At 70.5% G+C, this 11,514-nt stretch carries 15 protein-coding genes; 2 read left to right on the top strand and 13 right to left on the bottom strand.

Annotated elements, in window-relative coordinates; genetic code table 11:
- Positions 1–80: 80 nt before the first annotated feature.
- Positions 81–242, bottom strand: coding sequence for a hypothetical protein (locus SACMADRAFT_RS29860; RefSeq protein WP_157617214.1), 162 nt, complete (start codon positions 240–242; stop codon positions 81–83).
- On the opposite strand from SACMADRAFT_RS29860, the gene SACMADRAFT_RS08565 reads away from it, so the two are divergent.
- Entirely contained in the window at positions 241–675 is a 435-nt protein-coding gene (locus SACMADRAFT_RS08565; protein WP_009153407.1) for a helix-turn-helix transcriptional regulator, read from the top strand. The genes SACMADRAFT_RS29860 and SACMADRAFT_RS08565 overlap by 2 nt on opposite strands.
- 42 nt (positions 676–717) lie before the next feature.
- Positions 718–1,146 carry a VOC family protein gene (locus SACMADRAFT_RS08560; protein ID WP_009153406.1) on the top strand — a complete coding sequence of 143 codons (429 nt, stop codon included), beginning with the start codon at positions 718–720 and terminating at the stop codon, positions 1,144–1,146.
- Between the two features lie 45 nt (positions 1,147–1,191).
- On the opposite strand, the gene SACMADRAFT_RS08555 is transcribed toward SACMADRAFT_RS08560, so the two are convergent.
- The 12 genes from SACMADRAFT_RS08555 to SACMADRAFT_RS08500 all read right to left on the bottom strand — a co-directional run bounded on the left by SACMADRAFT_RS08555 (position 1,192) and on the right by SACMADRAFT_RS08500 (position 11,514).
- Positions 1,192–2,316 carry an XdhC family protein gene (locus SACMADRAFT_RS08555; protein ID WP_009153405.1) on the bottom strand — a complete coding sequence of 375 codons (1,125 nt, stop codon included), beginning with the start codon at positions 2,314–2,316 and terminating at the stop codon, positions 1,192–1,194.
- A complete protein-coding gene (locus SACMADRAFT_RS08550; RefSeq protein ID WP_009153404.1) occupies positions 2,309–3,421 on the bottom strand; it encodes a vWA domain-containing protein in 1,113 nt (370 codons plus the stop codon). Before SACMADRAFT_RS08550 ends, SACMADRAFT_RS08555 begins: the two co-directional genes overlap by 8 nt.
- Before the next feature lie 68 nt (positions 3,422–3,489).
- The gene (locus tag SACMADRAFT_RS08545; RefSeq protein ID WP_009153403.1) at positions 3,490–4,380 is read right to left on the bottom strand and encodes an AAA family ATPase; all 891 of its coding nucleotides are present in this window, start codon (positions 4,378–4,380) and stop codon (positions 3,490–3,492) included.
- Between the two features lie 10 nt (positions 4,381–4,390).
- Positions 4,391–4,978, bottom strand: a complete 588-nt coding sequence (locus tag SACMADRAFT_RS08540; protein WP_009153402.1) for a nucleotidyltransferase family protein — start codon at positions 4,976–4,978, stop codon at positions 4,391–4,393.
- Positions 4,975–5,781, bottom strand: a complete 807-nt coding sequence (locus tag SACMADRAFT_RS08535) for an IclR family transcriptional regulator (protein WP_009153401.1) — start codon at positions 5,779–5,781, stop codon at positions 4,975–4,977. Before SACMADRAFT_RS08535 ends, SACMADRAFT_RS08540 begins: the two co-directional genes overlap by 4 nt.
- Before the next feature lie 29 nt (positions 5,782–5,810).
- Positions 5,811–6,197, bottom strand: coding sequence for a 4-carboxymuconolactone decarboxylase (pcaC, locus tag SACMADRAFT_RS08530; RefSeq protein WP_009153400.1), 387 nt, complete (start codon positions 6,195–6,197; stop codon positions 5,811–5,813).
- Complete coding sequence (gene pcaD, locus SACMADRAFT_RS08525; protein ID WP_009153399.1) at positions 6,194–6,964, bottom strand: 3-oxoadipate enol-lactonase; 771 nt, start codon at positions 6,962–6,964, stop codon at positions 6,194–6,196. The genes pcaC and pcaD overlap by 4 nt, the downstream gene beginning before the upstream one ends.
- The gene (locus SACMADRAFT_RS08520) at positions 6,961–8,298 is read right to left on the bottom strand and encodes a class-II fumarase/aspartase family protein (RefSeq protein ID WP_009153398.1); all 1,338 of its coding nucleotides are present in this window, start codon (positions 8,296–8,298) and stop codon (positions 6,961–6,963) included. Before SACMADRAFT_RS08520 ends, pcaD begins: the two co-directional genes overlap by 4 nt.
- Complete coding sequence (gene pcaG, locus SACMADRAFT_RS08515) at positions 8,291–8,848, bottom strand: protocatechuate 3,4-dioxygenase subunit alpha (protein ID WP_009153397.1); 558 nt, start codon at positions 8,846–8,848, stop codon at positions 8,291–8,293. Before pcaG ends, SACMADRAFT_RS08520 begins: the two co-directional genes overlap by 8 nt.
- Entirely contained in the window at positions 8,845–9,582 is a 738-nt protein-coding gene (gene pcaH / locus SACMADRAFT_RS08510) for a protocatechuate 3,4-dioxygenase subunit beta (RefSeq protein ID WP_009153396.1), read from the bottom strand. The genes pcaG and pcaH overlap by 4 nt, the downstream gene beginning before the upstream one ends.
- A 16-nt stretch (positions 9,583–9,598) precedes the next feature.
- Entirely contained in the window at positions 9,599–10,786 is a 1,188-nt protein-coding gene (locus SACMADRAFT_RS08505; RefSeq protein ID WP_009153395.1) for a thiolase family protein, read from the bottom strand.
- Complete coding sequence (locus tag SACMADRAFT_RS08500) at positions 10,783–11,514, bottom strand: CoA-transferase subunit beta (protein WP_050998343.1); 732 nt, start codon at positions 11,512–11,514, stop codon at positions 10,783–10,785. Before SACMADRAFT_RS08500 ends, SACMADRAFT_RS08505 begins: the two co-directional genes overlap by 4 nt.

Genomic DNA, 11,514 nt, shown 5'->3' with positions numbered 1-11,514 from the left:
AACCCTGCTACTTCCCGGCCCCCGGGACAACCCCCCGTCTGGAGAGGCGATGCCGCTTCCCTCGATCGATACCGAGGTTTTCAGCCCAGCGGCAAAACCCGCACGTCCAGGGTGCTTGTCAGCGCTTTCGGTGTTTGTCGCTGCCTGCCGCTTGTCAGTGCTTTGAGTGTTTGTCGCTGCTTGCCGCTGCTTGCCGCTGCTTGCCGCTGCCTGTCGGTCCTCTCGGCGATACTCGTCGGCATGGCGAACCACCCCATCGCGCGGCACGTGCTACGTGCGAAGGACCTCGCCGACGCGTGGTACTTCGAGCCACTGACCGTTGCCGACCTCGCGCGCGCGGCGGGACTGTCCAGAGCACACTTCAGCCACGAGTTCCGCAAGGCATTCGGTGAATCACCACACGCCTACCTGCTCACCCGGCGGCTGGAACGTGCGGCCGCCATGTTGCGCACCACCGACCGCTCCGTCGCCGAGATCTGCCACGGCGTCGGGCTGAGCAGTGTCGGCTCGTTCACCGCGAGCTTCACCCGCACCTACGGGATGTCGCCCACCGCCTACCGCAAGGCGTTCCCGCCCGCCGCCGACCTCGCGCGCGTTCCCGGCTGCCTGGTGCGCGCCTACGGGCGGCCGCGACTCCGGACGTTTCGAGAAGACCGCGGCGCGGCGGGGTCGTAGCGTCAGCGCGAAGCGAACCGGAAGGCGAAGGTGAGGAGAACGATGTTCAAGATCGGCAGCATGCAGGTCTGGGTGCACGACCAGGACGAGGCACTGCAGTTCTACACCCGCAAGCTCGGTATGGAGGTGCGCTCGGACGTCACCGTGCCGGAGTTGGGCAACTTCCGCTGGCTCACCGTGGGGCCGGTGGGTCAGCCCGACATCTCGATCGTGCTGATGCCCATCCCGCAACCGCCCATGATGGACAGGGAAACCGGCGACGCCGTGCGCGAACTGATGTCGAAGGGTGTCGGGGCCACGATCTTCTTGACCACCGACGACTGCAGGAAGGCTTACGAGGAACTCTCCGCCCGCGGCGTCGAGTTCGTCGAACCGCCCGAGGAGCGCCCTTACGGTATCGACTCCGGATTCCGCGACGTCTCCGGCAACCACATCCGGCTCACGCAGGTGTACGACAGCGTCGGGAGCTGAGCGGGCAGCGGCCGTGGGGCGGCGGCGCCACCCGGACCGGCGGCTTCAGCGTTCCTGCTCGCTGTGGATGCGCCCGTCGAGGTCGGCAAGGCGCCTGCCACCGCCGCCCCAGCGCAACGCGATGATCTCGGCCGCGATCGAGACCGCCGTCTCCTCCGGAGTACGCGCACCCAGATCCAGCCCGATCGGCGATGCCAGCCGCTTCAGTTCGGCCTCGGTCATCCCGGCCTCACGCAACCTGCGCAGCCGGTCGTCGTGCGTGCGGCGCGAGCCCATCGCGCCCACGTACCCGACATCCAGCCGCAGCGCCAGTTCGAGCACCGGCACGTCGAACTTCGGGTCGTGGGTGAGCACGGTGATCACCGTGCGGCTGTCGATCCGGCCCGCGTCGACCTCCTTCTTGAGGTAGCGGTGCGGCCAGTCGACCACCACCTCGTGCGCACCGGGGAACCTGCTCTTGGTCGCGAACACCGGCCGCGCGTCGCACACCGTGACCTCGTAGCCGAGGTAGCTGCCCAGCTGCGCCATCGCGGCAGCGAAGTCGATCGCGCCGAACACCAGCATCCTCGGCGCGGGTTCGAAGGAGTTCACGAACACCGCCATGCCCTCGCCGCGGCGCTGGCCGTCGGGGCCGTAATGCAGGGTTCCGGTGCGGCCACCCGCCAGCATGCCGCGCGCGTCGTCCACAACGGCGGAGTCGATGCGGTCGGAGCCAAGGCTGCCCACCACACGATCCGGCCACACCAGTAGCCGCTTGCCCAGCAGCGCCGCGTCGGTGTGCTCGACGGTGGTCACCACGGCGACCGGCCTGCCCTGCCGCACCGACTCCATCAGCTCTGGCAGCTCCGGCATGGATTCGCGGTCGACCCGCTCCACGAAGATGTCGATGATCCCACCGCAGGTCAGCCCGACCGCGAACGCGTCGTCGTCACTGACGCCGTAGCGCTGCAGCACCGGGGTGCGCTCCGCCATCACCTGCTTGGCCAGCTCGTAGACCGCGCCCTCGACGCAGCCCCCCGAGACGCTGCCCACCACGGAGTCGTCCTCACCGACCAGCATCGAGGCCCCCGCCGCGCGCGGCGCCGACGAGAACGTCGCCACCACGGTGCCCATGCCCACGGTCTCGCCCGCCGACCAGCGGCGGTACAGCTCCTCCAGCACGTCATGCATCACGGATCTCCCCGAGCAGTCGTTCCAAAGTGGCCAGGCTGTGCCCGGCCAGCAACCGGTCCACGTGCGGGAGCGCGGCGGCGATACCGGACTGGACAGGAGCGTAACCGTCCTTGCCCGCGTGCGGATTCACCCAGAACACCGCGTGCGCCAACCGCTTCAACCTCGCCGTCTGCTCACCGAGCAGTGTCGTGTCGCCGCGTTCCCAGCCGTCGGAGAACAGCACGACGGCCGCGCGCCTGGCCAACCCGCGCTGGCCCCACCGATCCAGAAAGATCCGCAGGGTGTCCCCGAGCCGGGTGCCGCCCGCGAAGTCGGGCACCGCCTCACCCGCGCTGAGCATGGCCCGCTCGGGGTCGCGCTGGCGCAACTGCCTCGTCACCCGCGTGAGCCGGGTGCCGAGCGTGAACACCTCCACGGTCGCGGGCGAGCCGCGCACCACGACGTGGGCGAACCGCAACAGCGAGTCCGCGTAGGGCTTCATCGAGCCCGAGACGTCGATGAGCAACACCACGCGCCTTGGCCGGGGGCCGTGCCGCGAGTAGGCCAGCTTGCCCGGCTCGCCACCCCGGGCGAGCATCGCACGCAACGTGCGGCTGGGGTCCAGCCTGCCCCGCTTGGCGGGGCGGTACCGCAGCGAGGACCGCCTCGGCGGCACCGGACGCAGGGTTTCCAGCAGTTCCCGCAGGTGCTTGCGCTCAGCGTTGGTCAACTCACCGAGGTCACGGTCACGCAGCACCTCGGTGTCGCTGGCGGCGACACTGAGCTGCTCGGCGGACTGCTTGTCACTCGAGCCGCCACCCTGCTCGGTGGCCAGCGCCGCGATCCTGGGTTGCTTCGGCGGCTGCGAGCTGCGACGTTGCCGAACCGGCGGTTCGGTGCTGAACCAGCTGGCGAACGCCTGGTCGTAGCGGGGAAGGTCGTCGGGGTCGGCGCACAGCGACAGCCTGCCCGCCCAGTACAGCTGGCCGGGGTCGGCGACGTCGAGCCGTTCCACGGCGGCGAGGTAGGCCTGCACCCGATGGGCGTCGCACGGCAGCCCCGCCTCCCGCAACGCCGCCGTGAAGCCGACGAGGCCAGGCAGCGGATCGGCGGAGGTGGTCATACCCCCATTGTGCCCCCGACCCCGCGGTACCCCACACGGTTCGGCGCGCCGAACCTCGCACCGAGCGTTCAGGCAAGCAGCGCGTCCAGCTGGGCCCGCACGCGGTCCAGGTCCTCGCTGTACTTGAGTACGGCACCGAGCGTGATCGCCGCCGACTCGGCGTCCAACTCGTCGCGGCCGAGCGCGGCCAGCGCCTGCGCCCAGTCGATCGCCTCGGCGACGCCGGGCGGCTTGAGCAACTCCATGGCCCGCAACCGCTGCACCGCCTCGGTGACCTGCTTCGCCAGCCGCTCTCCGATCCCGGGGATGCGGCTGCGCAGGATCGCCACCTCCCGCTCGAGCCCCGGGTGTTCCAGCCAGTGGTACAGGCAGCGGCGCTTGAGCGCGTCGTGCACCTCGCGGGTGCGGTTGGACGTGAGGATCACCAGCGGCGGCACGTCGGCGCGAACCTCGCCGTACTCGGGGATGGTCACCACGTTCTCGTCGAGCAGTTGCAGCAGGAACGCCTCGAACTCGTCGTCCGCGCGGTCGATCTCGTCGATGAGCAGCACACACGGCGCGGCTTTGAGCGCGCGCAGCAGTGGCCTGGCCAGCAGGAACCGCTCGGTGTAAAGCGACTGCTCCGCCGTGTCGACGTCCAGTCGCCCACCTTCGGCCGCCTCCAACGCCCGCAGATGTAGCAGCTGCCTCGGAAAGTCCCATTCGTACAGCGCCTGCGCGGCGTCGATGCCTTCGTGGCACTGCAACCGGATCAGCGGCATCCCGAGCGACTCGGCCAACGACACCGCGAGCGAGGTCTTACCCGTTCCCGGCTCGCCCTCGCAGAACAGCGGCCTGCGCATCCGCAGGGCGAGAAACGCGGCCGTCGCCACGCCGGGGTCGGCGAGGTAGCCACTGCCCTCCAACAACTGCGCCAGCTTCTCCGGGGAGCTCACCTGGTCCGTCGTTTCGCTCGTCACGGATTCCAGCCTAAGGGTTGAGATCGGCGGGTGTGTCCACGTCCGTTCCGCTGCCGAGATCACCGCACTCCACCAGCCGCACGTCCGAGCGGGAGGCGAGCCAGTCGCGGGCACCTCGGTCGCCTCGGGCGGTCGCCGCGATCTCGGTCCACCACCGTCGGCCGAACAGCACCGGGTGGCCGGGCCTGCCGTCGAACGAGGCCCTCACCACCGCGTCGGGACCGGCGTGCGCACGCACCCGCGCGATCACGCCCGAGTCCACTCCAGGCAGGTCGACCAGGTGCACGAGCGCTGCCTGCGGGATCGGGTGCAGCGCCGACACCGCCTCCAGCCCCGCGCGCAGCGACGCCCCCATACCCTCGGCCCAGTCACTCGCGTACACCGTGGTGACGGTGCCGGGCAGCAGCGCGCGTACGTCGTCTGCCCGCGCGCCGAGCACCACCACCACGGGTTCGCAACCGCCGTCGGCCAGAGTCCGCACCGCCCGCGTGACGAACGCCTCGCCTCGCAGCTCCACCAGCGCCTTCGGCCTGCCGAACCGCCTGCCCTCACCCGCCGCCAACAGCAGCCCCGCCGTCGATGTGGACACCGAGCTCACGACACCCTTGTCGAAGGGGCTACGGCGAGGTCGGCCTCGATGTGCTTGGCGGCGTCCAGCAGCGGCGGCAACAACCGGGCCCGCACCGATTCGGCCGACGTGCGGCTGGCGTGTGTGGAGAGGTTGATCGCGGCCACCACCTTGCCGTCGCGGTCGCGGATCGGGGCGGCGACCGAGCGCAGCCCCTCCTCCAGTTCCTGGTCCACCAGTGCCCAGCCTTGCTCGCGCACCGTGTCCAGTTCCCGCCGCAGCGCCGACGGCGAGGTGATGGTGCGTGGCGTGAGCTGTTCGAACCTGGCCGCACTCAGGTAGCGCCGCAGTCGCTGCTCGTCGAGCCCGGCCAGCAGCACGTGCCCCATCGAGGTCGCGTGCGCGGGGAAGCGGGTGCCAACGTTGATGCTCAGCGCCATGATCCGAGACACCGCGACCCTGGCCACGTAGACGATGTCGGTGTCCTCGAGCACCGAAACCGAACTCGACTCGTGCACCTGCGCCGAGAGCCGTTCCAGGTGCGGCTGCGCCACCTCGGGCAACGAAAGGCTGGACAGGAACGCGTAGCCCAGTTCCAGCACGCGAGCGGTCAGCGAGAAGTACTTGCCGTCGGTGCGGACGTAGCCGAGGTCGGCCAGGGTCAGCAGGAAGCGGCGCGCCGCGGCCCGCGTCAGACCGGTGGCCTTGGCCACGTCGCTCAGCGTCAGCTCCGGCGCGCCCGCGTTGAACGCCTTGATCACGGCGAGCCCGCGCTCCAGCGACTGCACGTGGTGCGCGCCACGGCCACTGTGCTGCACGCCGGCTTCGTCCATACCCGCCAACCTATCCGCACCCAGTGCGGTCAGCTCTCGCCCATCTCCGCAAGCGTGCGCTGCGCGATGGCGAAGGCCTCGTTGGCCGCGGGCACACCCGCGTAGACGGCCGTGTGCAGCAGCACCTCCGAGATCTCCGCGGGAGTGAGCCCGTTGCCGATGGCCGCCCGCACGTGCATGGCGATCTCCCCGTGACTGCGCAGCGCCGTGAGCACGGCCAGCGTGAGGCAACTGCGGGTCTTGCGGTCCAGGCCGTCGCGCGTCCACACCGAGCCCCACGCAGCACGGGTGATGTAGTCCTGGAACGGCTTGGTGAACTCGGTGGTGCCCGCGACCGCCTTGTCGACGTGGGCGTCGCCGAGCACCTCACGCCGGACGGTCATACCCGCCTCGAACAACTCGTCGGACTCGCTCATCGTCCTGCCCGCAGATGGTCGAGGATCAGCGAGGAGAACCGCTGCGGCTGCTCGACGTTGCCGAGGTGGGCCGCATGCGCCACCACCTCGAACCGGGCACCCGGGATCGCCTCGGCGATCGGCCTGCCGTGCCCCTCCGGCGGCGTGGCCGGGTCGTCGGCCCCCGCGATCACCAGTGTCGGCGCGGTGATCTTGGGCAGGTCGTCGAGCAGGTCCATGGATCCGATGGCGGCGCAGCAGGCCGCGTAACCCTCGGCGGGTGTCGCCGCGGTCATGTGGTGATACTCGCGGGCCAGCTGCGGATTGTCCGCCAACCACTGCGCGGTGAACCAGCGCTGGATACTGCCGTCCGCGATGGCTGACATGCCCTGCGCGCGGGCCTGCTCCGCGCGCTCCTGCCACATCTGGGGGCTTCCCAGCCGGGCCGAGGTGCAGCACAGCACCAGCCTGTCGATGCGGTCGGGGTGGTTGACCGCCAGCCACATCCCCGTCATGCCGCCGAGCGAAAGACCGACGAACGCGGCTCGCTCGACACCGAGCCCGTCCAGCAGTTCCACCACGTCGCCGCCGAGATCGGCGAGCGAACACGGATGGTCGGGCACCGGGGTTCTGCCGTGTCCCCGCTGGTCGTAGCGCACGACGCGGTAACCGGCCTGTGTCAGCGCGGGAACCTGCGGCTGCCACATGCTCAGGTTGCTGCCGATCGAGCCGGACAGCACGACGACGTCGCCGTCCTGCGGGCCCTCGACAACGTGGTTCACTCTCACGCCTCCTCCTTTCGCCCGCGGTGCGCGGCCAGCGACCGCTCCACGAAGACCACCGCACTGCCCAGGTATCCGGACGGGTCCAGCAACTCGTCGATGCGCGCCCGCGACAGCCGCGCCCCCACCAACGGGTCCGCCGCCAGCAGTTCGGCGACCGGTGCCTCGCCGTCCAACGCCCGCAGACAGCACTCGGTGACGGCATCGTGTGCCGCCAGCCTGCCCACACTCGGGGCCAGTTCGGTGGTGACCCGCTCGGCCAGCAGGACACCGCCACTGCGGTCGAGGTTGCGCCGCATCCGATCGGCATCCACCCGCAACCGCTCGAGACTGGTCCGCAGCCAGTACACCGCCGAACCGCACACCCGCCAAAGCTGTGTCAGCGGCTGCCACTCCGCGTGCCACGCACCCGCCGCGCGCTGCTGCTCCTGCTCCATCGCGGCCAGCAGGTCGGCCACCAGCCCCGGCGCCTGCTTGGCGCACGCCAACGCCGACACCGCGGCCACCGGGTTGCGCTTGTGCGGCATGGTGGACGAGCCGCCGCTGCCCTCGGGGCCCTGCTCGTGCACCTCACCGACATCGGTCTGCGCGAGCAACACCACGGAACGGGCCACCGCCGAGACCGCGCCCGCCGCCTCGCCGAGCGCGCAGGCCAACTCCGCGACCGGCGTCCGGTCGGTGTGCCACGGCAACACCGGCTCCGAAAGGCCCAGCCTGCGGGCGAGTGCCGCGAGCACGTCCGGCCCCGCAGCGCCCAACGACGCCAGCGTGCCGACCGCCCCGCCGAGTTGAGCGGGCAACCGCACCGCCCGCAGCCGCCCGCCCGAGGCCTCCAGCGCGGAAAGCCACCCCGCCGCCGTGAAGCCGAACGTCACCGGCAGCGCGTGCTGCGACAGCGTCCGCCCCACCTGGACGGTCTCGGCATGCTCCGCCGCCAGCCGCGCGGCGGCGGCCGTGGCGGCATCGAGTTCGCCGAGAAGCGACTCCAGCGCACGGGCCGACACCAGCATCGCCGCCGTGTCGAGCACGTCCTGGCTGGTGGCACCGGCGTGAACGTGCCGCGCCGCCGCACCGCCGACCCGCTCGGTGAGTGCGCGCACCAACGGCCCGGCGGGGTTTCCGATACCGGTCGCGGCGTTGCCCAGTTCCGCGATGTCGAAGGAAGCATCCTGGCACACCTCACCGATACGCCGCGCGTGGGACCGCTCGAGCAGTCCCACGTCGGCCTGCGCGCCTGCCAAGGCGGCCTCGAAGTCGAGCATCCCGCGCAACCACGCCGCATCGTCCACCTGCCCGGATACCGGGCCCGCGGCGAGCACCGGGTCGAACAGCTCAGACATCGAAGAACACTGTCTCGCCCTCACCTTGAAGCCGCACATCGAAACGGTAACCGTCGGTGGTCCGCTGCGCGAGCAGTGTGTGCCTGCGTTCCTCCGGCACCGAGGCAAGCACCGGGTCCGACGCGTTGGCCTCGGCGTTGTCCGGGAAGTAGATACGGGTGACAACGCGGTGCAGCAGGCCCCGCGCGAACACCGAGACGTCGATGTGCGGCGCCTGACCCGGCAGCGCGCCCGGCAGTTGCGTGAGAATGCCGTACTCGCCGTCGTCGGTGGTGGGGCAGCGGCCGAACCCGCGAAAGCCCGGCTGAGCGCCCCTGGGGTCGTCGGGGTGGTCGAAGCGGCCGTTCGGGTCCGCCTGCCACGTCTCGATCAACGCGTCCGGAATCGGGGCACCGGCACCGTCGGTAACGACCCCGCGAATCCACACCGCACCCGGCGTGCCCTCGGCGACGACCGTGGGGCCGTCCTCCCAGGGCAGACCGATCGAGAGGTAAGGGCCGACTGTCTGGGAAGGCGTGCTCCCGAACGTCGGGCTTGCGGCCTGGCTCACTCGTCCTCCTCGTTCTCGAACGGTGTCGCTTCCCGGCCCCGCAGCACGATGTCGAACTCGAACGCCAGCGCCCACTCGGGCATCGTGCGGCTGTGGTCGTAGCGCGAGATCATGCGCTGCCGCGCCTTCTCGTCCGGCACCGAGTTGAAGATCGGGTCCTGGAAGAACAGCGGATCACCGGGGAAGTACATCTGCGTCACGAGGCGCTGCGTGAACGCCGTGCCGAACACCGAGAAGTGGATGTGCGCGGGTCGCCAGGCGTTGTCGTGGTTCTTCCACGGGTAGGCGCCGGGTTTGATCGTGACGAACTCGTAGCGGCCCTCGCTGTCGGTGATGGTGCGGCCCACGCCGGTGAAGTTGGGGTCGATCGGGCTCGGCCAGTTGTCCCACACGTGCCGGTAACGGCCGCCCGCGTTTGCCTGCCAGATCTCGACGAGCGAGTTCGGGACCGGCTTGCCGTCACCGTCGAGCAGCCTGCCGTGCACGATGATCCGCTGCCCCTGCGGCTCACCCGCGTGCTGGCGGGTCAGGTCGTGGTCCAACTCCCCCAGCCTGCCAGGACCCAGCAACGGGCCGGTGACCTCGGTGAGCTTGTGCGGCAGCAACACCAGCGGCTGCTTGGGGTGCCGCAAGCTGGTCGACTTGTATTCGGGCGAGTCCAGCGGCGGGTGGGTGCCTTCGGGGTCCCGCCGGTATTTCGGCAGGATGAGCCCTGACTCCGTTGACGCGGTCAAAATCGAACCTCCTTGTTCACGCCTGCAGCACGACGGCCAGGCCCTGGCCGACGCCGATGCAGATGGCGGCAAGACCCCAGCCACCGCCCCGGCGCCGCAACTCGTGAGCCAGCGCGCCGAGGATGCGCCCGCCGGACGCGCCCAGCGGATGCCCGATGGCGATCGCGCCACCGTTGACGTTGACGATCTCGGGGTCGACCTTGGGCCAGTCGGCAAGCACCGCGAGCGACTGCGCGGCGAACGCCTCGTTCAGCTCGACCACGGCAAGGTCGCTCCAGGTGATACCCGCGCGTTCGAGTGCGATCTCAGCGGCGCGGACCGGTCCGATCCCGAACACGTCGGGGTCGACGCCCGCCGCACCCCTGCCCGCGATGCGCGCCATCGGCGTGAGGCCCAGCCGCCGCGCACCCGCCTCGTCGCCGAGGAGCAGGGCGGACGCGCCGTCGTTGAGCGGTGAGGAGTTGCCTGCCGTGACCGTGCCGTCCTCGCGGAAGGCCGGCTTGAGCTTGGCCAGCTTCTCCATGGAGGAGTCGGCTCTGATGCCCTCGTCGCGCCGCAGGTCGGTGCCGGGCACGGGCAGCACGTGGTCGTCGTAGAAGCCGCTGTCCCATGCCCTGGCCGCGCGCAGGTGACTGCGAAGGGCGAACTCGTCCTGCTCCTCGCGGCCGATGCCGTAGCGCCGCGCGAGCAGTTCGGTGCTCTCGCCGAGCGACACCGTCCACTGCCCCGGCATCCTCGGGTTCACCATGCGCCAGCCGAGCGTGGTGGAGTACATGGTCTCGTGGCCGTTGGGAAACGCCTTGCCCGGCTTGGGCAGCACCCACGGGGCACGGCTCATCGACTCCACGCCGCCCGCCACCACCACGGAGGCGTCGCCGACCGCGATCTGCCTGCTCGCCTGCATCGCGGCGTCCAGGCCGGAGCCGCACAGCCGGTTGACGGTGCTGCCTGGCACTGCGGTCGGCCAGCCCGCCAGCAGCGTGGCCATGCGAGCGACGTTTCGGTTGTCCTCCCCCGCGCCGTTGGCGTCGCCGAGGATCACCTCGTCCACGGCGGCGGGATCGAACTCGGCCCGCCTCGCCAGTTCGGCAAGCACGTGCGCGGCAAGGTCGTCGGGCCGGACACCGGAAAGCGCGCCGCCGTAACGGCCGAACGGCGTGCGCACGGCGTCGAGGACGTAGACATGGTTTCCCTGGAGGCTCACTTCGACGCCTCCTTCAACGCACGCAGGTTCGCCAACTCTTGCTCGGTCGGCGCCTCGGTGTCGGACAGTTCGGGCGAGACCTTCAACTCCCACCCGGTGGCCTCGCGCACCTGCTCCACGTCGACACCGGGGTGTAGCTGGCTGAGCACCAGTTCCGAGGTCTGCGGGTCGGGACGCAGCACGCCGAGGTCGGTAATCACCAGGGTAGGTCCGGCGCCGCGCAGCCCGAGCCGCTCGCGATCGCCCTTGCCGCGGCCGTGACCGACGGAAGTCACGAAGTCGACCTGCTCGACGAAGCTGCGCTTGCTCTGCCGCACGACCACGAACACCTCCTTGCAGGAGGCCGCGATCTCCGGTGCCCCGCCCGCACCCGGCAGCCGCACCTTGGGGTTGGCGTAGTCGTCGCCGATGACGGTGGTGTTGATGTTTCCGAACTTGTCGAGTTGGGCGGCACCGAGGAAACCGATGTCGAGGCGGCCCGGCTGCAGCCAGTAGTTGAACACCTCCGGCACGCTGATCACCGCGTCCGCCGTCTCGGCGAGAATGCCGTCGCCGATGGAGGCGGGCAGCCGGTCCGGCTTGGAGCCGAGCGTGCCGGACTCGTAGATCAGCACCAGGTCGGGCGCATGGGTGCGGCGGGCGAGGTTGGCCGCCGTGGACGGCAGCCCGATACCGACGAAGCAACGCTTGTCGCCGGTGAGCACCCGTGCGGCGGCGATCGACATCAT

This window comes from Saccharomonospora marina XMU15 (assembly GCF_000244955.1).
In the GTDB taxonomy this organism is placed as follows: domain Bacteria; phylum Actinomycetota; class Actinomycetes; order Mycobacteriales; family Pseudonocardiaceae; genus Saccharomonospora_A; species Saccharomonospora_A marina.
This window is presented reverse-complemented; position numbering and strand designations above follow the sequence as displayed.

Coding starts and splice junctions, on each gene's coding strand:
- SACMADRAFT_RS08565 (WP_009153407.1), top strand. CDS start 241: ATGGCGAACCACCCCATCGCGCGGCACGTGCTACGTGCGAAGGACCTC.
- SACMADRAFT_RS29860 (WP_157617214.1), bottom strand. CDS start 242: ATGCCGACGAGTATCGCCGAGAGGACCGACAGGCAGCGGCAAGCAGCG.
- SACMADRAFT_RS08560 (WP_009153406.1), top strand. CDS start 718: ATGTTCAAGATCGGCAGCATGCAGGTCTGGGTGCACGACCAGGACGAG.
- SACMADRAFT_RS08555 (WP_009153405.1), bottom strand. CDS start 2,316: ATGCATGACGTGCTGGAGGAGCTGTACCGCCGCTGGTCGGCGGGCGAG.
- SACMADRAFT_RS08550 (WP_009153404.1), bottom strand. CDS start 3,421: ATGACCACCTCCGCCGATCCGCTGCCTGGCCTCGTCGGCTTCACGGCG.
- SACMADRAFT_RS08535 (WP_009153401.1), bottom strand. CDS start 5,781: ATGGACGAAGCCGGCGTGCAGCACAGTGGCCGTGGCGCGCACCACGTG.
- pcaC (WP_009153400.1), bottom strand. CDS start 6,197: ATGAGCGAGTCCGACGAGTTGTTCGAGGCGGGTATGACCGTCCGGCGT.
- SACMADRAFT_RS08520 (WP_009153398.1), bottom strand. CDS start 8,298: ATGTCTGAGCTGTTCGACCCGGTGCTCGCCGCGGGCCCGGTATCCGGG.
- SACMADRAFT_RS08500 (WP_050998343.1), bottom strand. CDS start 11,514: ATGATGTCGATCGCCGCCGCACGGGTGCTCACCGGCGACAAGCGTTGC.